Below are 26,145 nucleotides of genomic sequence, written 5' to 3' on the forward strand. Positions count from 1 at the left end.
ACTAGTGGAATAAAATTAAGCCGATTTCATGAGGAGAATCCATGAAAATGGCACTTTCCGCAATTCGTAAATCTCCCTCATAAGTTCTCACTTTAACATGGCAATATGCAGAGTTTAGTTGTAATGCTTGATAAAATTCTTCCTCAGAATTTACTACTCTATTATTGCATGTCAAAATAACATCTCCCGGCTGCAACTTCATTTTTGCTGCAGGTGTCTCTGGCTGAACTGAAATGATTCTAATTCCTTCATCTGTTTCCACATACCAAGAATTGGCATTTTTCTCTTTCTTTCTAAGTTTAATTTCCAAAAATATCGATACTACTGTCAAAATTATCAAACTAATCAAAAATAGTTTTGACATAAATTTAGTTAATACTATTAAAACAAAAGTTAAACCTAAAAGTAATTCAGTATTCTTTAATTTATCTTGTATTACTCGTTCCTTAGCTCTTTTTATAACTTTAACGCTCGTACTTATAAAAATTGGAAATAGAATTAACGAAAATTTTTGATTACCAATATTAAAAACTGGCCAAAAATTCAAAGTGCTAGAGAGAGTACCACTAGGGATTAATGCCAACAGTGGAAACACAACCGTTTCTCTTCCTAAATATGTAGCAATGTTTCTACCACGTTTTCCACTTTTTATCCTTGGACTTAATGGATGCTTCTTCATATTTCTCGTTAGATAATAATCGGCTAATATTGAAATAAATATTAACAATAGCCAACTAGGCCCTGATATTTCTGGAAATACATCTCCAAAAAATGTAATGAATCTTGGGACAACTAACTCTAATATACCTGCTGCAGTCATAACTAATAACATGCTTGTTGTTGAAAATCCATTTATTAAAAACGCCAGTACTATTAAAATTTGATATATGTATACACTATTTGTAGGCAAGGTTAGTCCTAATATCATGGAAATTAAACTTCCCATCACAAAAAAGAACAGACCATATTTTATGAAATTTCGTCCCTCATAAAAATCCTTATTTATCGCAACTCTAAATTGTTTTCTTTCTTTATTAATTCTCTGATTATAACTAATAATTACGTACAATATTCCTAACCATAGAACAGGTGTCAATAAGTAACTACCTATAAGTTTTAAAATTAACAAGTTAACGTCCCCTCCTCAAGACATAGTTCAATTTAAGTATATCAAATTTTGTAATTCATTGACAAAAATATCACATAATAAAAAAGCACCTATAATCAGTCTTGCTAACTACTGATTTATTGGTGCTTTAACTTCTATAGTTTTATTTTTATACAACAATTATTGTGGATTAGCTTGTTGCAGCTTCCATTGTAAATAAGCATTGATAAATGGATCTAAATCTCCATCCATAACTGCTTGAATATTTCCAGTTTCATAATCAGTGCGATGATCTTTGACCATTGAGTATGGATGGAAGACATATGATCTAATCTGGGAACCCCAACCAATATCTAATTGTTCTCCTTGAATAGCAGCACGTTGCTTTTCTTTTTCTTCCACCTCCAATTGATATAACTTAGCACGTAACATATTTTCTGCAGTTGCTCTATTTTGAAATTGAGAACGTTGTGCCTGGCTTGAAACAACTATTCCCGTTGGTATATGAATAAGTCTAACAGCTGAAGAAGTTTTATTAATATGCTGTCCACCTGCTCCACTAGCACGAAAGACTTCCATTTTTATATCTTCAGGTCTTAACTCAACTTCAACAGAATCATCAAGTTCTGGCATAACATTAACAGATGCAAATGAGGTATGACGTCTTCCGGCAGAATCAAATGGTGAAATACGTACTAATCTATGAACTCCTCGTTCACTTCGTAGATAACCATAAGCATTTTTTCCTTCTATCATAAGCGTTACACTTTTTATACCAGCATCATCGCCTGGTTGATAATCTACAGTTTCAACTTTAAAATCATGTTGACTAGCCCAGCGTGTATACATTCTTAGTAGCATTGATCCCCAGTCTTGAGATTCGGTACCACCTGCTCCAGGATGAATTTCTAAAATAGCATTATTCTTATCATACTTTTCACTTAACAACATATTTAATTGATATGATTGTAACAATTTTTCAGCATGTTGATAATTTTCTTCTAAATCTGCTTGTAATTCCTCATCATCTGGAATTTCTTGTAATAACTCTAACGATACTCCTAAATCTGAAATAGATTCCGCTAGTTCATGAAATGTCTCAAATTTTGCCTTTAAATCATTATTTTCAGCAATAACCTCTTGTGCTTTTTCTTGATCATCCCAAAATCCTGGCTCTGCCATCCTTGCTTCATTTTCTGCAATCTTTTCTTCTAAAGCATCTAAGTCAAAGAGACCTCCTAAATTCACTAACTTTATTACTCATTTCAGCAATATTTTTCTTATATTCACTTAATTCTAAGTTCAAAATCATCGCTCCTATCAATAATTTAGTCTGTATACTATAAAGGCTAGAAAGAAGAACTTCTTTCCAGTCTTTACTGTTTATTATCGCTTTATGTCTTGTCTAATTTCAGCTTTCAAGAACAAACGAGTAACATCATATTCGATTGCACCTACCATTTGTTCAAACATTCTGAAACCATCTTGTTGATATTCTACCAATGGATTTAATTGTCCATATCCACGCAAACCAATAGATTGTCTTAATTGGTCCATTTCATCAATATGATCTGTCCACAATGAGTCAACAACTCTTAGAATTACAACTTTTTCAAATTCTAACATTTGACTTTCATCATACAATTGCTTTTCTTTTTCAGCATAGATATCTTCTGCACGTTTCATTAAATAGTCAACAATTTCATCTGGTGTTTTATTTACCAAATCACCTAAACTAATAGTGTCTTCATTAACCATTGCAGAAACAGCAAAATCTAAAATACCTTGCAAATTCCATTCACTCTTATCACCTTGAGTATGCATCAAAACTGTATGCTTTACAGTTCTTTCAATCATAGGCATAATTATTGGTTTCAAGCTCTTTTCTTCCATAATTACTTGTTGTCTTTGAGCATAAATAACTTCACGTTGAGCTCTCATAACATCATCATATTGAAGAACTTGCTTACGAGTATCATAGTTATTACCTTCAACACGTTTTTGTGCTGATTCTACTTGACGACTTATCATCTTAGATTGAATAACTGCATCGTCATCACTAACTTTCATTCTTTCCAAGAAGTTCTTAATGCGTTCCGATCCAAAACGCAACATTAAATCGTCTTCTAATGATAGATAGAACTGAGTAACACCTGGATCTCCTTGACGACCTGAACGTCCACGTAACTGATTATCAATTCTTCGCGATTCATGACGTTCAGTACCAATAACAGCTAATCCACCTAATTCACGAACACCAGGTCCAAGTTTGATATCAGTACCACGACCAGCCATGTTAGTAGCAATTGTTACCGCACCACGTTGACCAGCATTCATTACAATTTCAGCTTCACGAGCATGATTTTTAGCATTTAAAACAGAATGTGGTATGCCTTCATCGTCTAACATCTTAGACAATAATTCAGAAGTTTCAACTGCAACTGTACCTACTAAAACAGGTTGTCCTTTTTCATGACGTGCTTTTACATCTCTTACTACTGCATTAAATTTACTCTTTAGTGTAGGATATAACAAATCAGGCTTGTCTACACGAGCAATTGGTTTGTTTGTAGGAATAGATACAACTTCCATATTATAAATTTCACGGAATTCTTCACGTTCTGTCTTAGCTGTACCTGTCATTCCAGAAAGTTTATTATACATTCTGAAGAAGTTCTGATAAGTAATGTTAGCCATTGTCTTTGTTTCTTCTTCAATTTCAACATGTTCTTTTGCTTCAATAGCTTGGTGTAATCCGTCAGAATAACGACGTCCATCCATAATACGTCCAGTAAATTGATCAACAATTAGAACTTCACCATCACGTACAACATAATCTTTATCTCTTAACATGATGTAATTAGCACGTAGAGCATTATCCAAATGATGGTTTAGTGCCATATTATCTGGGTCATATAAGTTCTTTAATCCAAAATATTTTTCACCTTTACGGATACCATCTTCTGTCAATGAAACTGTCTTTGATTCCAAATCAATCTTGAAATCTTCATCTTCTGTCAAAGTCTTAGCAAAACGATCAGTTCTAGTATAAAGAGTTGTCGTTCCTGTTGCTTGACCAGAAATAATCAATGGTGTTCTAGCTTCATCAATTAAAATAGAGTCAACTTCGTCTACGATAACAAAATTCAATGGACGTTGAACCATATCTTCCTTGTAAACAACCATGTTATCACGCAAATAATCAAAACCAAGTTCACTATTAGTTGAATAAGTAATATCACAATTATAAGCATTACGCTTTTCTTCTGGTGATTTATCAGCTAAGTTCAAACCAACAGTTAGCCCTAACCATGTGTATAACTCTCCCATTTCTGTGGCATCACGTTCAGATAAATATTCGTTAACAGTAACAACATGAACACCTTTACCAGAAATAGCATTCAAATATACTGGCATTGTAGCAGTCAAAGTTTTACCTTCACCTGTTTTCATTTCTGCAATATTACCTTCGTGCAAAACGATACCACCAATTATTTGAACATGGTATGGATACAAACCTAGTACCCTTTTTGCACCTTCTCGGCAGACAGCAAAAGCTTCAGGTAATAAATCATCTAAGCTTTCTCCATCTTGATATCTTTTTTTAAATTCTTCTGTTTTTGCTTTTAATTCATCATCTGATAAAGCACCAAATTCATCAGCATATGATTCTACCTTATCAGCAATTTTTCCTAGGCGTTTAAGTTCTCGTTTATCACTTTCCACCCAACGTTTAAGAAGATTTGCCATATGTCAATTCCTTCCAATCCTCAATAAAATTAAACTATTTCCAAATTTGTAAACTAACTTTAATTTTACCATTAATCACTTTGAAATTAAATAATCACACTTAATAAATTCCTTAATTTCAAATTACTTATTTAATCGTAAAAAATGTTGTCTTCCCATTCTTATCATAATTAACCCAATTGTGGCTGTAAATGCTGCTACTAATAATAAACACAATAAAGTCGTATTCCAATTATTAAAAGTGTCTTTAAGAATTCCAAAAATAACCGGGCCAGAACTTGCCAGTAAGTAACCTATAGATTGGACAAAACCACTAACTTGCCCAACTTCTTCCTTACTACTTGAAAAAACAGTAATTAGATATAAAGATAATGCAAAACTTGTTCCTGTTGTTATTCCATTTATTAAACAAGCTAGCAATAACAACCATAAATTATCTTTGACAACAATTAGCATTCCCACACCTAAAATATATCCCACTAATAATAATAGCATTGTCAATCGTGCACTCTTTAATCTACTTGCTAATTTAGGAACTACATACGAAAATGGGAATCCTATCATTTGAAATGCTGCAAACATCCATCCCGCTGTTACAGGAGAGATTCCATGATTTACTAAAACACTTGGTAACCATGCTACCAACGTGTAAAAAACTAAGGACTGCAATCCCATAAAAATTGCTAACAACCAGATAGCATGCCTTTGCCATACCTTTTCTTTTTCAAGAATTTCTACTTTATTATCTAATTCAATTTCTTTTTTAGGTAACAAAATTGCTCCAACTCCAGCAATTAATGCAGGCAATGAAAATACTTGAATTGCATTTTCCCAACCTACTAGATTTGACAGTGGAACTATCACACCTCCTGCTAAAGCAGAAATTAAATTGCTAGTAGCTATATATAATCCATTTAAAAATGCTGATTTTTCTTCAGCATAATCTACAACCAAAGCCGGTAACGTCACATTTAAAATAGTTATTGCTACACCAACAAATAATGTACCTACAAAAATCAGACTTTCGGTATATATTCTGAAAAAATTGGCTAGCATCAACAAAAATAAACCAATTATTATTGTTCTTCTAGTTCCAATTTTTTTAATTAACAAAGAAATTAATATCGATATAAAACCAAAACATAATAATGGTATCGTAGTAAGTATCCCTAATTGAACTGTAGATAGCTTGAATGTTTCTCCTATTTTATCTATTAAAGGTGTAAGAATTATAATTGCTAATCTTAAGTTGCATGCAATTAACACTATTTCCCAAGCAAAATTATTTCTTACTTTCGACATTTATATTCATCCTCACAAAATAATTATCGTATCATTAAGAAAAATTATAGCATTGCTCATCAAAATAAAATACCCCATAGACTAATCTATGGAGTATTTAGAGCAATTAATTATTAATCAAGCTTAGTCTTCACTAGCTTCAATTAAACCATAACGGCCATCGCGACGACGATATACAATATTTATACCACCATTTTCTGCATCTTCATAGATGAAGAAATCATGGCCTAACATGTCCATTTGCAATACAGCTTCTTCGCTGTCCATTGGTTTCAAAGATAGACGCTTAGTACGAACAATTTCAAACTTCTTATCTTCTACTTCTTCTTTTTCATCTGCAACAGGTGCAAATTCAAAATTCTTAAAGCCTTTTTCACGAGACTTACGATTTACTTTAGTCTTGTATTTTCTAATTTGGCGTTCAAGCTTATCTGTAACAAGATCAATACTTGCATACATATCAGGTGAGGTTTCTTCTGCTCTCAAAACAAGATATGGCAATGGAATTGTTACTTCTACCTTTGCAGTCTTGTCTGAGTACACCTTTAAGTTTACGTGAGCCGTTGAATCAGCAGTATTATCAAAGAACTTCTCTAATTTTGCTAATCTCTTTTCAACGTATTCACGGATTGCTCCTGTAACTTCAATATTTTCACCACGAACATTGATTTTTAACATGGTAAACCTCTCCTTTCACAACTAAGTCTTATTAGACTTATATAGAGAGTAAATAAAAAAACTTTTATCACTCTTTCTACCTATATTATAATAGAAAGCGTTTAAATTATCAAATAAATTTATCAAGTTTTATGTAATTTCTTTATAAATTTTGTTTAAGTTTACAATAATTTTTTAACTCATCTTGCTAAAGTTACTGAACATACTCTACTAGCTCCATTTTTTAGTAGTAATTCTTGAGCATAATATAGAGTTCTTCCTGTTGTATAAACATCGTCTATTATGACATAATTTCCTTGTAGTTTATCACCTATGTATTCAAATGGTTGTTGTGTTTTCAAACGCTCACTTCTACTTTTTTCTGACTGCTTTTTATCCCTTTTTAATTTCTTCATTTTCAAAACTCTTGAATAAGGTAGATCTCCTATTAATCCTTCTACTTGATTGAAACCTCTATGTTGCATTGTATATTCATCCACTGGAATAGGAATATATATCCAATCTTTAGAAGGATAGTTATTCGTTATAAAATTTTTAAACTCTATGTTAAAAATTTTTCTCCAATAATAGTCTCCCATAAACTTATATCTTTCGAAGTATTTTTTGATAATTAAATTATCATATGTATATATCGACTTATTATTCAATAAGATTTTGTTATTATTTTTCCACTTAATGCAGTCATTACATAATAACAACTTTTTTTGTTCTCTCCCACATCCTTCACAAGCATTATCTATCTTACATTTTCCCAATTCTTCTCTACATCTTTTACAAACATTATCTCGCTTATATTTTTCTAACGATAAAATCCATTTAATATTTAATTTAAAATCAATTGTGTTGTTGCATAATAAGCAATTCATGAGATACCTTCTCTCAATTTTTTAGCTTTTTTATTTAAAAATTCTATTTGCTTTTGTGCATCTTTTACCTTTCTTGTATATCTATCACAGATAAATATTACATCACCATCTGGTCTACTAACACTGCGCCCAACCCTCCCAGCAATTTGAACTAAAGCAGATGTTGAAAATACACTATTGTCAGCACCTAACACTAGTAAATCGATTTCCGGAAAAGTAACTCCTCTTTCTAAAATTGTTGTTGTTATTAAATACGTATACTCTTTGTTTCTCATTTTTTGTACTTTTTCAATTCGATATTCATCAGCTGCATGAACTGTATCACCTTTTATTTTACTAGCTAAGACTGCTTTAATTACTTCTCTTACTTTATTTAACATAGCAACATGAGGTACAAATACTAAGAACTGCTTTCCATTTTGCTCCCATTTTTTTAGATACTTTTTAATTTTTGTATCCAATTTCCCTTGTAAAATAAATCCCCACCAATTATTCGTAAATTCTACTTTTATAGTAGGTAAAGCATTTTGATGAAATCTCATTGGTAAATAACTTATAGATATATTCCCTCTTTTTATCTTTTTTGCCAACTCATTACTAGGCGTAGCAGTTAGATAAATAAGAGTCCCTGTTTTCTTAATAGCCTGTTTAGTTGCAAATAACAATTCTTTATTATTAACATATGGAAAAGCATCGACTTCATCAATTATCAGTACATCAAAAGCTTCTTTAAATTTTAATAATTGGTGTGTTGTACATACTACCAGTTGAGTATATCTATATACTTCTTCACTTCTTCCATGCAAAAGAATTTTATCAATCTCTTTGAAAGCTTTATCTAAACGTGGGTATAATTCATTACATACATCCACTCTAGGAGAAGCAATCGCTACACGAAATTTTTTTCTTAGAGCTTCAGCTATTGGTTTAAATAACATTTCAGTTTTTCCAGCCCCCGTAACAGCCCATAATAAATGCTCCGTATTTTTTCCAATTATATTAATTAGTTCATTAGAGCATACCTCTTGAAATTTAGACAATTTCCCGTCCCACGTTAAAATTTCATCAACCTTATTAAAATGATTATCCTCAATAACATGAACTAAATTATTCAATGTACTGACTCTTCCTAAAACAATACATTTCGGGCAATAGTAATTATCATAAGGTAATTTAGCTCTTTCCTTAGTTGTTACTTTCCCACAACGATTACATTTTATTTTATTTTTAAAAACCTTAATTGCTTGATAAATTTCAATATTATCAGATGACATTATTTTTTCTTCCGATTTATCGACTACTACTAAACGACCAACCATTTCATTAAAATCCATCCATACTTGCCCTCCCAATATTTTCTACTTTCTATATACGCAAAAATGACAGAAAATGCTAAATATTTTCTGTCATTTTTTATTTTTCTATTTTATTTTCAGACAAAAGAACTATTTTTTTTATAAAATTCAATAATGGACGTCGTGATTCACCAACTAATCCAATAACCTCAACAAAAATTTCTAATCCCAATAGTGTAGCCACTGTCAATAAAACAGAGCCCCAAAAACTAGAAATAGGATATAGCAATGAAATAGATGAAAAAATCAATGCTATTCCATAAATAACTAATACGGTTTGTCTATGACTCAATCCCATTTGCATTAGTCTATGATGCAAATGATGCTTATCAGCTTGTGAAATTGGTTTTTTATTTAAAATTCTTCGTAAAATTGCATAGACAGTATCAGTTATTGGTACTCCTAAAATAATAACTGGAATTATTATTGTAATAAATGTCGCATTCTTCAAACCATATAATGCAAAAACCGAGATCATGAAACCTATAAATAAAGATCCCGTATCACCTAAATATATCTTAGCAGGATGAAAATTATATGGCAAAAATCCTATCAATGCTGCTACTAACGTAAACATCATTATTGATATGAAAGTATTAGTTACATTTAAAAAGAAATACCCTGTAACTGCACTGGTAGATAAAGCAATAATTGCTACTCCAGTTGCTAATCCATCTAATCCATCAATTAAATTAACTGCATTAGTAATTGCTAAAATCCATATTAGTGTTATTGGTAAACTTAACCACCCTAAAGTTACTGTGCCTAAAAATGGCAATGTAATAGTTGTCATTTTAATTTTAGCAATAAAAAATACTACTAAAGCTGCTAAAGTTATTCCATATATTTTTTGTCTAGGTTTTAATTCATAAATATCATCTATTATTCCAGTAGCTAAAATTATACATTCTGCTAACAATAATGCCCACAATTGTTCGATTGGGTATTGCTTTCTCAATAAAAGAAAATTAGTCACATTAAATGCTAGAAAAATAGCTAATCCACCCATTGTCGGCATAGGAACCTTATTTACACGACGAGCATTTGGATTGTCAACAGCTCCTACTTTAAATGCTAACAATCTTATAAACGGAGTCAAAATAGCTGATAGAATCATTGTTGCAAATAGAGATGCTATAATTCTATACATATTATCCTCTTTCTTAAGTTCTAACTATATGTAGAACTATGTTTTAACAATTTATTATATACCGCTATCTTATCATAACTTATCAAATTAGTCATTAATACCTAAAATAAAATAGGATTGACAATTTAACATCGCCAATCCTTATTTTAATTATTTTTTCAAATGATAATTATAAGTTGAAACAATGATATTTTCTCGAGAATTCAAAGCTGTTCTTAAACGTAATGCTGTTTGGTTATGCAAGATATTTTGCCAAGGTTTCTTAGGTACAAATTGAGGTACTAAGACTGTAACTGAATAATTTCTTTCCGCAGCTTTCTTAGCAATAACATCACAGAATCTAATAACAGGTGTTTGAACCGAACGATAAGATGAATGTAAATCAACAAATCTCACATCACCAAATGATTCCTTAAATTCCTTAGCAGTTTCGTGTTCTTTTTTAGGGTTAGTATCAAACGAAACATGCATAGCAATTACATAGTCACCAATTGAACGAGCATAGTTAATAGCACCAGTAGTTACATGAGTTACAGAACTAACTAATACAATAACAGTTGAACCGTCATAATCATGCAATTGAGCATCATTGCTTAATCTTAATTGAGCGGCAATCTTCACATAGTGATCGTGTATCTTATAGAATCCAAAAATCAATGCTGGCATGATAATCAAATATGGCCATACATTTGCAAAATGTAACCAGAACAAGAAAATAACTAGAGCCAATGAAATTAGAGCACCTACCAAATTAAACATTGAGTTTAAAATCCAATGTTTACCTCGTTCTCTAAACCAATGAATGATCATTCCAGACTGAGATAAAGTAAATGGCACAAACACACCTACTGCATATAAAGGTATCAATAGATTAGTTTGTCCATGGAAAATTAAAATCAAAGTAATCGCGCCAATTGCCAATGCAATAATACCATTAGAGTATCCTAAGCGATCACCCTTGTCCATAAACATATGTGGCATAAATTTATCCTTGGCAAGATTATATGCAAGGATTGGGAATGCTGAAAAACCTGTATTAGCAGCAACAGCTAAAATCATCGCAGTTGCCAATTGTAATAGATAAAATAGCACTCCATGCCCAAATACGGCAATACCTATTTGTGATAAAACTGTTTGCTTGGAATTAGGTAAAATACCTAAGTAATAACTTAAGAATGTAATTCCAGCAAAGAAGATACCCAAAATCAATGCCATAATTCCTAATGTATTAGCAGCATTTTTACGTTTAGGTTTCTTAAAGTTTGGAACTGCATTACTAATAGCTTCAACCCCTGTTAATGAGGAAGAACCTGCAGAAAAAGCTTTTAAGAATAAAAGCACTGACATTCCAGGAACTGCTTGACCGACATGCGCAGCTGCAGCATAGTGGATATTACCTGTGAAGATATTAAACAATCCCCAACCCACCAAAGCTACAATCATAATTACAAAGAAATATACTGGAACCGTCAAAAATGAAGCTGATTCACGCAATCCTCTTAAATTCAAAGTCATAATGAACAGGACAATTAAAATAGATATACCTACACTATGAGCCCTCAAAGAAGGTATCGCAGAAGTGATTGCTTCTGTACCAGATGTTACAGATACAGCTACCGTAAGCATATAGTCAACTAATAAGGAACCTCCAGCTACTAATCCAGCACCTGTTCCCCAGTTCTGCGTAGCAACAACATAAGCACCACCACCAGAAGGATACGCATGGATAATTTGTCGATATGACATAGTTATTGCAAAAAGTAAAATCAATACTATCCCTGCTGCTGGAACTGCATACCATGTAGCTGCTGCAGATAAAACAAATAAAGCTGTTGTAATTTGTTCTGTACCATAAGCAACTGATGATAAAGCATCTGATGAAAGTAATGCTAGAGCTTTAAATTTTGTTAACGCTTGGCCGCCTTCTTCTGTTGTCTTAAGCGGCTCCCCAATAAGTAATCTTTTTAAGTAACGCCACATAATAATTGCTCCCTTAATTTAATTATCTATTTTTCTCTTTTCTTAACTAAATGTTAAGAATATTTTGATACAAATTATATAAAATCATATTTCATTTAAAGTTTCAACAGCTATTTAATCAAAATGTTTAAAAAAGTAATTTTGTTAGAATTTTGTCACATAGTTCTTGTTAGAAATTAACTGTTAATTATTCAAAATATTTTTTATTTTATTTCTAATTTTAATAAAACCATTTCGAACTAAGTTAACAATTTTGGTTGTAAAACTTAATAACGTATTAATCGTTATTGCAATTAATATTAATAAAACAATACATTCTTTCGATGGCAATGTAATGCCAAATAACCATGGTAAAAATACGCAACTTCCTATCAATCCTAAGATACATCCCACATAAACGGTTACTCTAAGGACATTGAATGGCTTACAAGTCTTATACAAAACTATCAATCCTACTATAGATAATAAAATAGTGGAAGCTGTTGAATAGTCTGCATATTTTATTTCAAACATCGAAGCTAAAAGTACCATCATTTCCACAACTATCACATCAGTTATCCCTGCTGGAAAGGCCCTTAGTAATATATTAGATAAAAATCGCCCTTCTATCTTTTCTTTATTAGGTTGTAACGCTAGGAAAAAGGCAGGTATTCCAATCGTAAACATCCCTATCAATGAAACTTGTGCAGGCTTTAAAGGATAAGTAAATGATAAAATAACTGCTAACATTGATAAGAAAAAGGAAAATATATTCTTTACCAAAAACAAACTAGCAGAACGTTGGATGTTATTTACTACACGTCTTCCTTCTAAAACTACGTCAGGCATACATGAAAAATTCGATTCTAATAGCACTACTTGCGATAAATAAACTGCAGCATCACTACCAGACGCCATAGCTATACTGCAATCTGCATCTTTCAGTGCTAGCACGTCATTTACTCCATCGCCTGTCATAGCAACAGTCCTTCCTTGTTCTTTCAAAATTCGTATAATTTCTCTTTTTTGCGTTGGTGTCACCCTACCAAAAATATTATAGTTTTTAACTGCTTCAGCTAGTTCCTCTTTTGTCTCTAACTTTGTAGCATCAATGTACAGATCTGCATTTTCAATTTTAGCTTTTTTAGATATTTCTGAAACAGTTTGCGGATTATCTCCAGAAATAACCTTTACTTCTACTCCCTGCTCCTTAAAATAGTTAAATGTTGCAGGTGCCTCTTTTCTTATGGGATTTGTTATTAATACATATCCTATAGGAATTACTTTACCTGTAACTTTCTTATCCATAAAACCATCTAAAGCTTTTCCAAATACTAGTACTCTGTATCCTTTTTTAGTATCTTCATTAATATCATCTTGATATAATGGAAAATCTTCACGCAATACAAATTCAGGAGCACCTAATATGTATGCATCATTTTCAAAAACAGCCCCACTATACTTATTTTTTGATGTAAATGGAATGATTTCACTTGCTATCACTTTGCTCGTCTGTTTGCAATAATTCCTTATTGCTTTCATAGTATTATTGCTTTCATCCATTGCATAAACAAACTTTGCTAATAACTCTTCAAAGGTATCTCTGTTTTCTATATCGATTGCTTTTATTTTTTCTACTTTCATTTTATTTTCAGTAATTGTTCCTGTTTTATCTACACATAAAACATCTACCCTTGCTAGAGTTTCAATGCTTTTCATATCATGAAGCAATACTTTTTTCTTTGCCAACCTCATGGAACTAACAGCTAATGCTACACTTGTTAACAAATACAGTCCCTCTGGTATCATACCTAAAACAGCTGCTACCATAGATGTTATATTGTCATGTAAACTTTCATGATTTATAAAAATTCCTTGTATAAATAAAACAATTCCAATCGGAACTAACGCTACACCTACAAATTTTACTAATATATCAAGATCTTGGATCATTTCAGAACGTTCAACATTTTTCATTTTCTTAGCTTCTAATGTTAACTTAGAAATATATGAGTCTCTGCCAACCGCTGTTAGTCTTGCTCTACACTTTCCAGCAATAATAAAGCTACCTGACATTAATTTATCTCCTGGCTTTTTAGGAATTTCATCAGACTCCCCTGTCAATAAAGATTCATTTACTAAAACTTCTCCACTTACAATTTCACTATCAGCTAAAATTTGATTCCCCGTTTTAAAGATTACAATATCATCTAATACTAAATCTTCTGCATTTACTTGTTTAACCTCTCCGTTTCTTACTACCATAGCCTGCGGAACATTTAGCATCGTTAACTTATCAACAACTTTTTTTGCCCTTAATTCTTGAATTATCCCAATAAAAATATTTGCAATAATAATTGGTAAAAAGGTTAAGTTTCTAAATGAATTTACTAAACATAAAAGTAAAGTTAATATTAAAAATATCAAATTAAAGTATGTAAATATATTTTCTGCAACTATTTCTTTAGCAGTACGTACAGGTGGTTTCACTGTCTCATTACTCCAACCATTTTTCTTATATTTTTCCACTTGTTTATCCGTAAGCCCATAGTCTGCATCAGGAGTTATCCTATTTATGTCAATTTTTTCGTTACTTGATTTTTTCATTACTATCCCCCTAATCCCTAACTATCACTAATGTTAGTATAACATGCAGGATATAATAAAATCATTGAACAATCTTTAACTTTTATATAATACATTTAAAATATTATATAATTTATAAAAAAATAAACACTGAAATTTCACGACTGAAATCTCAGTGTTTATTACTTATTTCTAATTTAGTAATCTAAACATAGATTACATCATACCGCCCATACCTGGTGTTGCAGGCATTTGGTTGTTACTTTCTGGTTCTGGCTTATCAGCAACTACCGCTTCTGTTGTCAATAATAAAGCAGATACACTAGCTGCATTTTGAAGTGCTGAACGAGTTACCTTTGTAGGATCCACAATACCAGCTTCAACCATGTCAACCCATTCATTTGTAGCAGCATTGAAACCTACACCTGGTTTTTGTTCCTTTAATTTTTCAACAATTACAGAACCTTCTAAACCTGCATTTTCTGCAATTTGACGAACAGGTTCTTCCAAAGCACGTTTTACAATGTTAATACCTGTTTGTACGTCGCCTTCTTCTTCCAAAGCAGCAACTTTACCAATAACATTTACCAATGCTGTACCACCACCAGGAACAAATCCTTCTTCAACAGCAGCACGTGTAGCATTCAAAGCATCTTCAATACGGTACTTACGTTCTTTCAATTCTGTTTCAGTTGCAGCACCAACTTTAATAACTGCGACACCACCAGATAATTTAGCCAAACGTTCTTGTAATTTTTCACGATCAAAATCAGAAGTTGTTTCACTGATTTGCTTCTTAATTTGTTCTACACGTTCAGCGATCTTGTCCTTGTCACCAGCGCCTTCAACAATTGTTGTATTTTCCTTAGTTACTGTTACTTTTCCAGCAGAACCTAATTGTTCAACTGTTGTATCTTTCAATTGTAAGCCTAAGTCATCTGTGATAACAGTAGCACCTGTCAATGTAGCAATATCTTGTAACATTGCCTTACGACGATCACCAAATCCTGGAGCCTTAACTGCAACAACGTTAAATGTTCCACGAATCTTGTTCAAAACAAGTGTAGGTAATGCTTCGCCATCTACATCATCAGCAATAATCAATAATGGACGACCTTGTTGTACAATTGATTGCAATAATGGTAATACTTCTTGAATGTTTGAAATCTTCTTATCTGTTAATAAAATATATGGATTATCTAAATTAGCTTCCATCTTATCGTTATCTGTTACCATATATTGTGATAGATATCCTCTATCAAATTGCATACCTTCAACAACATCTAAAGAAGTATCGATACCTTTGGATTCTTCAATTGTAATAACACCATCGTTACCAACTTTTTCCATAGCATCAGCAATTAATTTACCAACTTCTTCGTTAGCAGATGAAATAGAAGCAACTTGTGCAATATCACTCTTGGATTCTACTGTATGAGACATTTCATGTAATGCGTCAACTGCAGCCTTAGTTGCTAATTCAATACCACGACGAATTCCAACTGGGTTTGCACCAGCAGTTACATTTTTCATACCTTCATTTACAATAGCTTGTGTTAAAACAGTAGCAGTTGTTGTACCGTCACCAGCAATATCATTTGTCTTAGAAGCAACTTCAGACACCAATTTTGCTCCCATATTTTCGAAATGATCTTCTAAATCAATAGCTTTAGCAATTGTTACACCATCATTTGTAATTGTTGGGGAACCATAAGATTGTTCCAAAACAACATTACGACCTTTAGGACCAATAGTTGATTTTACTGTATTTGCTAATTTATCTACACCCTTCAACATCTTTGAACGAGCATCTTCTGAAAACTTAATTTCCTTTGCCATAAATCTCTTCACCTCAAATTAATTAAAAATTAATCTACAACCGCAATAATGTCATTTTCACGGATTACTAAATATTCTTCACCTTCATATTTAACTTCAGAACCAGCATACTTATCAAAAACAACTGATTGACCAACTTTTACTTCAGGTTCAACCCTTTGTCCATTGTCTAAGATACGTCCGTTACCAACAGCAATTACTTCACCTGTTGTAGGCTTTTCTTTTGCATTACTTGCGATAACAATTCCACCAATGGATTGTTCTTCTTCCTTTTGAACTTTTAAAACAACGCGATCTCCTAATGGTTTAAGCACGTCTAATCCCTCCAATATCAATCATCTGTATCATTTAGCACTCTCAACTCTTGAGTGCTAACTACAATTAATACTATAACCACTTTAAATATAAATTGCAAGTATTTTTTATCACTCGACACATTAGAGTGCTAATTTTTTTATTTGACCTATTAATGGTACAATTAAATTTAAAAATGAAAGGTGATAATTAATTTGGAACAAAGAAATTCTATTCCTTTATTGCTAACCTATATTAGTTATCAAATTTTGTTAGCAATATTCAATATTTTTTATAATCAAAGTCATAATTTTTATTTGGTTGAAACTATTATTGGAATACTCTGCATGTTGGTTATTGTTTATCTCAATCATAGATTCTCTTTTAAAAATAAATTAGAACATAAAACCATTAAACTTAAATCTATTTTACTCTGGAGTATCCTTGGTATGGTCGGTGCCCTCATAATTCAAATTGGATTATCTCGTATCGAATCAGAACTTTTCCATTTTTCATCATATTCAGCTAATACTAACCTATTGTTAGAAATTGTTCACCATTACCCATACTACATTTTAGTACCCGGAATTGTTGCACCTGTAATGGAAGAGTTAATTTTTAGAAAAGTTTTATTTGGAAATTTTTCAAGATTCATCCCTTTTCTACCTGCTGCCTTAATTTCCAGTCTTCTATTTAGTTTAGCTCATATGGATGGTCACTTCCTTATTTATGCTAGTATTGGCCTTTTGTTTTGCTATATTTACTATCGGACTGGAACAATTATTACTTCTATTCTTAGTCATATATTTCTAAATTTGTTTATTATACTTCTATCATCGCTTTAGAAGTTATTAATATCAAAAAATTGCTGAAGATTAATGTGATTAGATAACATCATAATCTTCAGCAATTTTTATTTTGCTACTCGTTTCTGTTTTCTATGTAACATTACTCTTCTGTACTTCCAAAATGATTCAAGAAATAAATTAAAGTTTCCATTTCATTCGTCAAATCTACATTTTGCACACGTATATTTTCTGGTACAGTAATTCTAAGTGGTGTAAAATTCAATATTCCTCTTACACCAACTTCTACTAACTCATCTGTAACTTTTTGTGCTACAGGAGCTGGAACAGTTAAAATTACAATTTCAATTTGCTGCAACTTTAATTGTTCTTTCATATCTGACATTGGATATACTGGAATTCCACTTTGAATTGTTCCCGTAATATCTTCATTTACATCAAATGCTGCACTAATTCTTACATGATTACTTTGATGGAAATTAAAGTTCAATAAAGCATGTCCTAAATTACCAACCCCAACCAAAGCAACATTAGTTAGCGTATCTTGATTTAATTGCTTAGTAAAAAAATCAAGTAAACTTTGTACATCATATCCGTAACCACGTTTACCTAAAGCACCAAAATACGAAAAATCACGTCGAATAGTAGCAGAATCTACTTTTACGGCTTCAGCTAATTCTGTTGAAGAAACTCTATTCTTTCCAGAATTAGATAATAGTCTTAGATAACGATAATATATCGGTAGACGTTTTGCAGTAGCCTGCGGAATCTTTACTTCTGCCATTAGACTTTCCTCTTTTCGTGAAATATTTAACATAAGTTTAACACATAGCTCCACAATTATACAATATATTGGCTTAATTATCATCTTTAACGTTTTTATTTGTGAAATTTCTATGTTACACTATAAATCGTCTTAGTGTTATAATACAGTAAATTAATAGAAAAGGTGATTTTATGCTACTTTTACAAGCACAGCAAGTTGCCCGACATTTTGGAGCAGATATCCTTTTTGAGAATGTCAATCTTGATATAAAAGATAACTCCAAGATCGCACTTGTTGGTCGCAACGGAGCAGGAAAATCTACACTAATTAAAATGTTAATAGGTGAATCACTTCCAGATGAAGGAAAAATCGTTACTAAACGAGATTTAACCATTGGATATTTAGCACAACATACAGGATTAGAATCTACTAAAAATGTATTAGATGAAATGTTAAGTGTCTTTGAACCTTTGCAAAAGATGGAAGCTAAGATTCATCAACTTGAAGAAAAGATTGCTTCTCCGTCAATTCCACATGAATCTAAGGAATATCAACAATTATTAAATCAATATGATCAATTACAACATGACTTCCAAGAAAATAATGGTTATGGCTATGAAAATGAAGTAAAAGCTGTTTTACATGGTTTCCAATTTTTTGAAAATGATTATGGAAAAATGGTTTCTGACTTATCGGGTGGACAAAAAACACGTTTAGCTTTAGCCAAATTACTTTTAGAAAAACGTGATTTGTTAATTCTTGACGAACCTACCAACCACCTTGACATTGAAACTTTGACTTGGTTAGAAAATTATATCCAAGGTTATACCGGTGCCCTTTTAATCGTTTCACATGACCGTTATTTCTTAGATAAAGTTGTTAACGAAGTTTACGAATTAAGTCATCAACATTCTAGTCATTATGTTGGAAATTATTCTCATTATATTGAAGAAAAAGCTTCTCGCTTGCGTACTCAATGGAAGGAATATGAAAAACAACAAGTAAAAATTCAAAAATTAGAGGATTTTGTTAATAAAAACTTAGTTCGAGCTTCTACAACTAAAAGAGCTCAAAGTAAAAGAAAACAACTAGAGAAAATGGATAGATTAGAACGTCCTGAAGGTGAAGAAAAAGGTCCTCATTTTAAATTTCATGCTAACAAAGAAAGTGGAAATGTAGTTTTAAAGGTTACAGATGCTGCTATTGGCTATGATTCAAAAGTTATTTCAAATCCTATCACTTTCGAATTACGTAAACATCATGCAATGGCTATTGTCGGACCTAATGGAATTGGTAAATCTACCTTACTAAAGAGTATTTTAGGAAATATTCCTTTCATCCATGGATCTGCTACTTTTGGTACTAATGTTCAAACTGGGTACTACGATCAGGAACAACAAAACCTACATGATAAAAAAACTGTCCTAAATGAAATATGGGATGATCATCCTAATATGTTAGAAAAAGATGTTCGCTCATTATTAGGTAGTTTCTTATTTGTCGGTGATGATGTTAAAAAAGTAGTACATAATCTTTCTGGTGGGGAAAAGGCCAGATTAACATTAACAAAACTTGCTCTACAAGAAGATAATTTCTTAATGCTCGACGAACCAACTAACCATTTAGATATAGATAGTAAAGAAGTATTAGAGAGTGCTTTAATTGATTTTGAAGGAACTATCTTATTTGTTTCTCATGACCGTTACTTCATCAATCAAGTTGCTGATACTGTTCTTGAAATCACTCCAGAAGGAAGCAACTTATACCTTGGTAACTATGATTATTATTTAGAGAAAAAAGCTGAATTAGAAGCAATTGAAGCAGCTAAAGAGGCTGAACAATCTCAAGATGATCAACAAGTTTCAAAAACTTCTCAAAAGCAACTTAACTATAAAAAAAGTAAAGAATTACAAAAACAACAGCGTAAATTACAACGTTTAGTTGATGATGCTGAATCTGAAATGGAACGTCTTGAAGAATTAAAAGCCAATATAGAACAAGAAATGACACTACCTGATAATTTCAATGATCCACAAAAAATGGATACGTTACACACAAAGCTATCTAAGGCAACAAATGATTTAAATGAAGCCGAAAGTAAATGGACTGAACTAAGTTTAGAATTAGAAGAATTACAATAAAAAAGATGTAAGACTTAATACCAGAGTTATGCTCACTCTAGTCATACTAAGTCTCACATCTTTTTATTTTTCTACCATCCATTCAAATTCTAGACTTGGTTCAGCATTCAATGTCATGTCAGCTCGAACACCATGCTTGAAAGCCACATATCCAGCAGCACCTATCATCGCTGCATTATCACCACATAATTTCAAAGGTGCTTTCAACAATTCTACATCTTTAAATGCTGTTAATTCCTTATCTAATCTTGTTCTTAATCCTTGATTAGCAGCTACGCCTCCAGCAAGAATTAATTGTTTTACCTTAAAATGTTCCAATGCTTTGACGGTTTTACTACTTAATACATCAACTACGCTTTGTTCAAAACTTGTAGCTAAATCTGCTTTATCAAGCTTTTCTCCAATTTGACTAGCATGATGTACAGTGTTAATAAACGCACTCTTCAAACCACTGAAACTAAAATCAAAGTTATCTTCTTTCTCCATCGCTCTTGGAAAATTAAAAGTATCTTTCCCAGTTTTAGCTAATTCATCGATTTCCTTACCAGACGGATACTTCATTCCCATTACTCTACCTACTTTATCAAAAGCTTCCCCAGCTGCATCGTCACGAGTTTCGCCAATTATTTGGAATTTATTTTCCTCAGGCATATATACTAATTCAGTATGTCCTCCTGATACTAATAAAGCTAAAGCTGGAAATTTTATCTCTCCTATAAATCTTGCGGCATAGATATGTCCAGCCATATGATTTACTGGAATTAATGGTAAATTATGTGCAAATGCAATGGCTTTAGCAGCAGCTACACCTACTAATAAAGCACCCACTAACCCTGGACCATAAGTCACTGCTACCGCATCCAAGTCCTCGTAATCTACATTAGCTTCATCAAGAGCATCTTGTATGCAATATGTTATCTGTTCAATGTGATGTCTTGAAGCAACTTCTGGAACAACCCCACCAAATCTTTGATGACTAGCCACTTGAGTTGCAACTATGTTTGACAAGATTTCATTTCCATTTTTTACTACTGCTACACTTGTCTCATCACAACTAGATTCAAAAGCTAAAATTATATTATCTTTTTTATCCATTATTCTCCACCTTAAATTTTAAATTATAAATAAACGTACATTTCTATTGCATCTTCCAAAGTTTCAGTATAATAATTTTTCAAGAATTTTCCTTCTTCAAAACCCATTTTAGCGTACAATGATTTCGCAATAATGTTATTATTGTTCACTTCTAAAGAAATTACTTTATAGCCTTCATCTTTGCAAAAATCCATTATTTTTTTCATCATAAACTTTGCTAGTCCTTGTCCTTGATATGGAGTAGCAACTGCAAAATTAGTAATGTGAGCTTCACATTTTAGTGGATAAAAGTCTACACCTATAAATGCAATAACTTCATTTTTAGCTACTGCAGATATATAAATCGAGCGTCTATTGTTTAACATTTCTTGCAAAAACGCTGTATGATTCCATGGCGTTTTTCCATTATAAACGTCTTCTTCAATTTGTAGAAAACTATTAATATCTGTAACTATAGCTTGCCTTAAAGTAATTTTATTTTGATATAAACATTCCTCAAAAGAATAAACTTTCTTATATTGTTTAAACATTGTTTTATAATTGGTCATTAAATTTTTTAACGTACTTAATTTTTTCATCACTATTCTTATCTAGCCACTGCTTTTCAGCCTGTGTTAATCTCAAATAATCTGGAATAAAATCGTTAATATTTTCTACTACGCTTTCTTTCTGTCCTAAAACACCTAACACCATTGCTGACGGATAATTATCTTTTCCTTCAGCAAAAATATAATCTTCTCTAGCAAAGAATTCACTAATTTCTTTTTCTAACTTAATTGCATCTTCACCAATAAAGACAACTTCATTGTCTTTTAATTTCTCTTGAAGTTTTTCTAAAGAAATATGTCTATCAGGCATTACATTAACCAATTCTCCATTTTCCCAACGATATACCCCAGCAAAAACATTTTGTCTTCTAGCGTCAAATAAAGGGACAATAATCCTATTAGTATTTTTATAGTTTGCCGCCAATACTTTTAAACTAGAAACCCCCACCAATTCTTTATTTAAAGTAAACGCAAAAGTCTTTGCCGTAGTAACTCCTATTCTTAAACCTGTATATGAACCTGGACCTTTAGCAACAACAAATCTATCTATTTCTTGAATCGTTGTTGCAGCTTTTTTTAATAAATCTTCTACAATTGGCATAAGTGTAGTACTATGATTTCTTAAAACATTAGTAGTAGTTTCTGCTAACAATCTTTTATCTTCTAATATTGCCACACTTAGAGGTCTATTAGACGTATCTATTGCCAATATTTTCATAATTATATTCACCTCGTTTGAGTTTTACTCGTATAATTTTATCACACTAACTTATTGATTAAAAATCTGTTATCTTAATTCTTTCTCGACATTCATTTTTTAGGTAGTTATAATTAGCTTACATATATTTATTCTTATGAGGTGGTTTAATTTGAAAAACATATTAATACTACATACTGGTGGAACAATTGCAATGTCTGAAGATCAAAATGGTGCTGTATCTCCCGATTCTTCTAATCCTCTTAATCAATTTGCTAATCCTTTTGCTGGAAAATTAAACTTAATTACTGAAGATATTTTCAATTATCCTTCTCCACATATTGGACCTAAACAAATGCTTCTACTGGAAAAAAGAATTTTACGTGCTGCTGATGAAAATATTGATGGTGTTGTTATCACTCACGGTACAGATACTCTTGAAGAAACTGCTTATTTTTTGGATTTAACCATTCCTAGTAAATTTCCTATCGTTATTACTGGTGCAATGCGATCCGCAAATGAAATTGGATCTGATGGTCTACATAATTTTCAAACTGCTATTCAAACTGCTGCTAGTGATGAAGCTCATGGTAAAGGTGTTTTAGTAGTAATGAATGATGAAATTCATACTGCTAGATATGTTACAAAAACTCATACAACCAATGTTGCAACTTTTAGAACTCCAACTTTTGGACCAATTGGTTTAGTATCTAAACATAAAGTTTCATTTTTTGAAGAGTTACTTAGACATACTGCCTTACCTATCCAAAATGTTGTAAATCATGTATATTTATTAAAAGCATACGCTGGTATGGATAATGAACTTTTTGATTTTATTGCTAGCGATACAAGTAATACTAATGGTTTAGTTATAGAAGCTCTTGGTGCTGGAAACCTTCCACCACATGTAATTCCTAGTTTAAAGAAAATCATTGATAAAAATATTCCTGTCGTTTTAGTTTCTAGATGTTTTAATGGTATCGCTGAAGATGTTTATTCTTACGAAGGTGGCGGTGTTCAGTTAAAGGAGATGGGTGTCATATTCTGCCAAGGATTAAATGGTCAAAAAGCTCGAATAAAATTATTAGTCGGCATTAGTGCCGGCTTGAAAGGTAAAGATTTGGCTAATTTTGTTAGCGATGCAATCTCGTAATAAGCATAAAATAAGCACTGACAATAAATAGAATTATCATTCTACCTATTGTCAGTGCCTTTTCTTTTATATCCACTCACATTCAGCTAAACATGATACTTTATCATTATTCTTAACTGCATGTAAAGTAGTAATTGTATCATTACTATTTATTATTTGGACATTGCTTGTTACTATATCACCATATGTAACTTCTTGTTTATACTGAATATTTATCTTCTTTAGCGTATGTTTGCTGAGAAAATCATAGTCTAACGTATCTAACATCCAGTCAAAGTAGTGTACATTATTAACGTGATGATTTGAATCTATATCCATAAAACGAACTTGATATTTTTTATGATTGTCTATTTCTTTTATCTTTTTAACATTTTTATATCGTTTCACCTTAGGAGTTTCAGTTGCCCCAAAAGGTATAATAAGTTCTGGTACAATCTGAGAAATTTTTCTATTTTTAAAATCCATTAATACAAAGATTGTATGCATCCTTACTAACGGATTATCATCCATATCATCTATTCCAAATTCGCGATAACAAAAATATTTATTATAAGAATCTGCTTCTGTCCAAATTTTAACTTCCTCATTTATCTTAGGAAGGCGTTCAATCTCCAAAACATGTTGAGTAATAACCCATCCATATCCTAGACCATTTACTTTATCTGTTCCTATACCTAATTGTTCACTCTGATTTTCCGATGCTAACATCATCAAATCAACTAACATTCCAATATTTATATTCTTAGTTACATCAGTTTCGTAGAAAACTACCCGATGTTTCTCATTGTATCTCTTGGCTACCATTTATATTACCTCTAATCCAAATGATGATATAAATTGTATACTTCCTGTTTTTTTAGTCCATTTTCTTTAGCTACTTCTTTAATTGCTTGATTAGGTTTTAAATTCCTATCTTCAATCAACTCTTTTACTTGTTCTTCAATACTTAAATTAGTGGTTACCTTATTCTCTTCTACTTGTTCATTATGATTACCATCTAGTATTATTACAAATTCTCCACGAATCTCAGAAGTATTTGCCCATTCCATTACTTCTTCTAAATTCCCCCTAATAAATTCTTCAAATTTTTTAGTCAATTCGCGGCATAATACAACTTTTCTATTTCCCAACACTTCTAACATATTCTTTAAGGTCTTTTTCAATCGATGTGGAGCTTCATAGAAAATAATTGTGCTAGTATGTCCTTTTAAATTCGTTAATTCTTGTTTCTGTTCACTATTTTTTCGTGGCAAGAAACCATAGAAATAAAATGGCTGTGGAATTAATCCCGAAGCTATTAACGCTGTTATACCTGCATTAGCTCCTGGTAGTGGTACAACTGGTATATCTTCTTTAATACATGTCTCAACCAATTCATGCCCAGGATCACTTATAGATGGCATACCTGCATCGCTAACTTGTGCAATATTTATACCCGTCTTTAACTTTTCAACTAACTTGGGTATTCTTTCCTTAGTGTTATGTTCATGAAAACTAATTTGTTTAGTACTGATATTAAAATGATTTAATAGCTTTTGGGTATTTCTAGTATCTTCTGCTGCTATTAAATCTACTTCACCTAAAACTTCTATCGCTCTAGGTGTCATATCTCCCAAATTTCCAATAGGAGTTGGAACCAAATATAAAGTTCCATTTGAAGTTTGTCCTTTGAAACTACTAATTACTTGTAATACCATTAATGCCTATCACCATATATCACATCCTGGCAAAATACACATGGCTCATCATTAACTCTTCGTGAACCATACATATTATCCACATTGCAGACATGAAATCCTTCCTCATACAATTTTTCTAAATTCTTTCTAGATTTAGAGAGTTCTGTTCCTTCCTTGTTGCCTTTTTGTTTCTGCTCAATTTCATGCAAATGTTCTCTTAAATGTTGATTTTCAATTTCTAACTCTGCATTCTTTTCAATTACTTTACCCATCTCAGCTTTTATCCGTTCAATTTGAGATAATGTAAATTTTGTTTGTTTCTCCAATTCTTCAAAACTATCATAAAGTTCTCGTTTATTCACAGTACCACTCC

22 protein-coding genes are annotated in these 26,145 nt (G+C 31.8%); 3 read left to right on the forward strand and 19 right to left on the reverse strand.

Annotated features, from left to right (window positions below; translation table 11 throughout):
• Position 1: 1 nt before the first annotated feature.
• From FC55_RS01930 to groES, 12 genes are all read right to left on the reverse strand, one after another.
• On the reverse strand, positions 2-1,129 hold the full coding sequence (locus FC55_RS01930; RefSeq protein WP_003700637.1) for a PDZ domain-containing protein: 1,128 nt from the start codon (positions 1,127-1,129) through the stop codon (positions 2-4).
• A 159-nt stretch (positions 1,130-1,288) separates the two neighbouring features.
• A protein-coding gene (gene prfB, locus FC55_RS01935) for a peptide chain release factor 2 (RefSeq protein WP_099452466.1) occupies positions 1,289-2,420 on the reverse strand; the annotation gives its coding sequence in 2 pieces (ribosomal slippage) (positions 1,289-2,335 and positions 2,337-2,420; 1,131 coding nt in all).
• A 74-nt stretch (positions 2,421-2,494) separates the two neighbouring features.
• On the reverse strand, positions 2,495-4,858 hold the full coding sequence (gene secA, locus FC55_RS01940; RefSeq protein ID WP_003700639.1) for a preprotein translocase subunit SecA: 2,364 nt from the start codon (positions 4,856-4,858) through the stop codon (positions 2,495-2,497).
• Between the two features lie 123 nt (positions 4,859-4,981).
• Positions 4,982-6,160: a CynX/NimT family MFS transporter gene (locus FC55_RS01945; protein WP_003700640.1), complete on the reverse strand. Its 1,179-nt coding sequence runs from the start codon at positions 6,158-6,160 to the stop codon at positions 4,982-4,984.
• A 123-nt stretch (positions 6,161-6,283) separates the two neighbouring features.
• Entirely contained in the window at positions 6,284-6,838 is a 555-nt protein-coding gene (gene hpf / locus FC55_RS01950; RefSeq protein ID WP_003700641.1) for a ribosome hibernation-promoting factor, HPF/YfiA family, read from the reverse strand.
• 179 nt (positions 6,839-7,017) lie between these two features.
• The gene (locus FC55_RS01955) at positions 7,018-7,704 is read right to left on the reverse strand and encodes a ComF family protein (RefSeq protein WP_003700642.1); all 687 of its coding nucleotides are present in this window, start codon (positions 7,702-7,704) and stop codon (positions 7,018-7,020) included.
• Entirely contained in the window at positions 7,701-9,038 is a 1,338-nt protein-coding gene (locus FC55_RS01960; RefSeq protein ID WP_034983089.1) for a DEAD/DEAH box helicase, read from the reverse strand. The genes FC55_RS01955 and FC55_RS01960 overlap by 4 nt, the downstream gene beginning before the upstream one ends.
• A 79-nt stretch (positions 9,039-9,117) precedes the next feature.
• Positions 9,118-10,209: a glycosyltransferase family 4 protein gene (locus tag FC55_RS01965; RefSeq protein ID WP_003700645.1), complete on the reverse strand. Its 1,092-nt coding sequence runs from the start codon at positions 10,207-10,209 to the stop codon at positions 9,118-9,120.
• A 150-nt stretch (positions 10,210-10,359) separates the two neighbouring features.
• Complete coding sequence (locus FC55_RS01970) at positions 10,360-12,189, reverse strand: APC family permease (protein WP_003700646.1); 1,830 nt, start codon at positions 12,187-12,189, stop codon at positions 10,360-10,362.
• Positions 12,190-12,372: 183 nt separating this feature from the next.
• Positions 12,373-14,775 carry a cation-translocating P-type ATPase gene (locus FC55_RS01975; protein ID WP_003700647.1) on the reverse strand — a complete coding sequence of 801 codons (2,403 nt, stop codon included), beginning with the start codon at positions 14,773-14,775 and terminating at the stop codon, positions 12,373-12,375.
• A gap of 195 nt (positions 14,776-14,970) precedes the next feature.
• Entirely contained in the window at positions 14,971-16,593 is a 1,623-nt protein-coding gene (groL, locus tag FC55_RS01980; RefSeq protein WP_003700648.1) for a chaperonin GroEL, read from the reverse strand.
• Positions 16,594-16,622: 29 nt separating this feature from the next.
• Positions 16,623-16,907 (reverse strand): co-chaperone GroES, encoded by a 285-nt coding sequence (gene groES, locus FC55_RS01985; RefSeq protein WP_035149881.1) that lies wholly within the window; start codon positions 16,905-16,907, stop codon positions 16,623-16,625.
• Between the two features lie 195 nt (positions 16,908-17,102).
• Here groES and FC55_RS01990 point away from each other — a divergent pair, with 195 nt between their 5' ends.
• Positions 17,103-17,732, forward strand: a complete 630-nt coding sequence (locus FC55_RS01990) for a CPBP family intramembrane glutamic endopeptidase (protein WP_034983087.1) — start codon at positions 17,103-17,105, stop codon at positions 17,730-17,732.
• A 103-nt stretch (positions 17,733-17,835) separates the two neighbouring features.
• Here FC55_RS01990 and FC55_RS01995 read toward each other — a convergent pair whose 3' ends face one another.
• Entirely contained in the window at positions 17,836-18,477 is a 642-nt protein-coding gene (locus tag FC55_RS01995; RefSeq protein ID WP_003710514.1) for a redox-sensing transcriptional repressor Rex, read from the reverse strand.
• Positions 18,478-18,650: 173 nt separating this feature from the next.
• On the opposite strand from FC55_RS01995, the gene FC55_RS02000 reads away from it, so the two are divergent.
• Positions 18,651-20,600, forward strand: a complete 1,950-nt coding sequence (locus FC55_RS02000; protein ID WP_003700653.1) for an ABC-F family ATP-binding cassette domain-containing protein — start codon at positions 18,651-18,653, stop codon at positions 20,598-20,600.
• 63 nt (positions 20,601-20,663) lie between these two features.
• Here the strand turns inward: FC55_RS02000 and tsaD are convergent, their stop codons facing one another.
• Genes tsaD through tsaB form a run of 3 tightly spaced genes read right to left on the reverse strand, consistent with a single transcriptional unit; the run spans position 20,664 to position 22,961 of the window.
• On the reverse strand, positions 20,664-21,695 hold the full coding sequence (gene tsaD, locus FC55_RS02005) for a tRNA (adenosine(37)-N6)-threonylcarbamoyltransferase complex transferase subunit TsaD (RefSeq protein WP_003700654.1): 1,032 nt from the start codon (positions 21,693-21,695) through the stop codon (positions 20,664-20,666).
• A gap of 23 nt (positions 21,696-21,718) precedes the next feature.
• Entirely contained in the window at positions 21,719-22,243 is a 525-nt protein-coding gene (gene rimI, locus FC55_RS02010) for a ribosomal protein S18-alanine N-acetyltransferase (protein WP_225355444.1), read from the reverse strand.
• Positions 22,230-22,961, reverse strand: coding sequence for a tRNA (adenosine(37)-N6)-threonylcarbamoyltransferase complex dimerization subunit type 1 TsaB (gene tsaB / locus FC55_RS02015; RefSeq protein ID WP_003700656.1), 732 nt, complete (start codon positions 22,959-22,961; stop codon positions 22,230-22,232). Before tsaB ends, rimI begins: the two co-directional genes overlap by 14 nt.
• A gap of 151 nt (positions 22,962-23,112) precedes the next feature.
• Here tsaB and FC55_RS02020 point away from each other — a divergent pair, with 151 nt between their 5' ends.
• On the forward strand, positions 23,113-24,093 hold the full coding sequence (locus FC55_RS02020; RefSeq protein ID WP_035149884.1) for an asparaginase: 981 nt from the start codon (positions 23,113-23,115) through the stop codon (positions 24,091-24,093).
• A gap of 66 nt (positions 24,094-24,159) precedes the next feature.
• Here the strand turns inward: FC55_RS02020 and FC55_RS02025 are convergent, their stop codons facing one another.
• Genes FC55_RS02025 through FC55_RS02035 form a run of 3 tightly spaced genes read right to left on the reverse strand, consistent with a single transcriptional unit; the run spans position 24,160 to position 26,134 of the window.
• Positions 24,160-24,897, reverse strand: coding sequence for an acyl-[acyl-carrier-protein] thioesterase (locus FC55_RS02025; protein WP_003700658.1), 738 nt, complete (start codon positions 24,895-24,897; stop codon positions 24,160-24,162).
• Between the two features lie 11 nt (positions 24,898-24,908).
• Entirely contained in the window at positions 24,909-25,790 is an 882-nt protein-coding gene (gene rsmI / locus FC55_RS02030; protein WP_003700659.1) for a 16S rRNA (cytidine(1402)-2'-O)-methyltransferase, read from the reverse strand.
• Entirely contained in the window at positions 25,790-26,134 is a 345-nt protein-coding gene (locus FC55_RS02035; protein WP_003700660.1) for a DNA replication initiation control protein YabA, read from the reverse strand. The genes rsmI and FC55_RS02035 overlap by 1 nt, the downstream gene beginning before the upstream one ends.
• Between the last annotated feature and the right edge of the window lie 11 nt (positions 26,135-26,145).

This window comes from Ligilactobacillus salivarius DSM 20555 = ATCC 11741 (genome assembly GCF_001435955.1).
GTDB classification, from domain to species: domain Bacteria; phylum Bacillota; class Bacilli; order Lactobacillales; family Lactobacillaceae; genus Ligilactobacillus; species Ligilactobacillus salivarius.

What these genes read in the sequence shown, in the direction of transcription:
- FC55_RS02025 (WP_003700658.1), bottom strand. Translation starts at nt 24,897, where the DNA reads ATGGTAGCCAAGAGATACAATGAGAAACATCGGGTAGTTTTCTACGAA.
- groL (WP_003700648.1), bottom strand. Translation starts at nt 16,593, where the DNA reads ATGGCAAAGGAAATTAAGTTTTCAGAAGATGCTCGTTCAAAGATGTTG.
- FC55_RS01945 (WP_003700640.1), bottom strand. Translation starts at nt 6,160, where the DNA reads ATGTCGAAAGTAAGAAATAATTTTGCTTGGGAAATAGTGTTAATTGCA.
- FC55_RS01960 (WP_034983089.1), bottom strand. Translation starts at nt 9,038, where the DNA reads ATGGATTTTAATGAAATGGTTGGTCGTTTAGTAGTAGTCGATAAATCG.
- tsaD (WP_003700654.1), bottom strand. Translation starts at nt 21,695, where the DNA reads ATGGATAAAAAAGATAATATAATTTTAGCTTTTGAATCTAGTTGTGAT.
- FC55_RS01970 (WP_003700646.1), bottom strand. Translation starts at nt 12,189, where the DNA reads ATGTGGCGTTACTTAAAAAGATTACTTATTGGGGAGCCGCTTAAGACA.
- rsmI (WP_003700659.1), bottom strand. Translation starts at nt 25,790, where the DNA reads ATGGTATTACAAGTAATTAGTAGTTTCAAAGGACAAACTTCAAATGGA.
- hpf (WP_003700641.1), bottom strand. Translation starts at nt 6,838, where the DNA reads ATGTTAAAAATCAATGTTCGTGGTGAAAATATTGAAGTTACAGGAGCA.
- FC55_RS01995 (WP_003710514.1), bottom strand. Translation starts at nt 18,477, where the DNA reads ATGGCAGAAGTAAAGATTCCGCAGGCTACTGCAAAACGTCTACCGATA.
- FC55_RS02000 (WP_003700653.1), top strand. Translation starts at nt 18,651, where the DNA reads ATGCTACTTTTACAAGCACAGCAAGTTGCCCGACATTTTGGAGCAGAT.
- secA (WP_003700639.1), bottom strand. Translation starts at nt 4,858, where the DNA reads ATGGCAAATCTTCTTAAACGTTGGGTGGAAAGTGATAAACGAGAACTT.
- FC55_RS01965 (WP_003700645.1), bottom strand. Translation starts at nt 10,209, where the DNA reads ATGTATAGAATTATAGCATCTCTATTTGCAACAATGATTCTATCAGCT.
- rimI (WP_225355444.1), bottom strand. Translation starts at nt 22,243, where the DNA reads ATGACCAATTATAAAACAATGTTTAAACAATATAAGAAAGTTTATTCT.
- FC55_RS01955 (WP_003700642.1), bottom strand. Translation starts at nt 7,704, where the DNA reads ATGAATTGCTTATTATGCAACAACACAATTGATTTTAAATTAAATATT.
- tsaB (WP_003700656.1), bottom strand. Translation starts at nt 22,961, where the DNA reads ATGAAAATATTGGCAATAGATACGTCTAATAGACCTCTAAGTGTGGCA.
- FC55_RS01975 (WP_003700647.1), bottom strand. Translation starts at nt 14,775, where the DNA reads ATGAAAAAATCAAGTAACGAAAAAATTGACATAAATAGGATAACTCCT.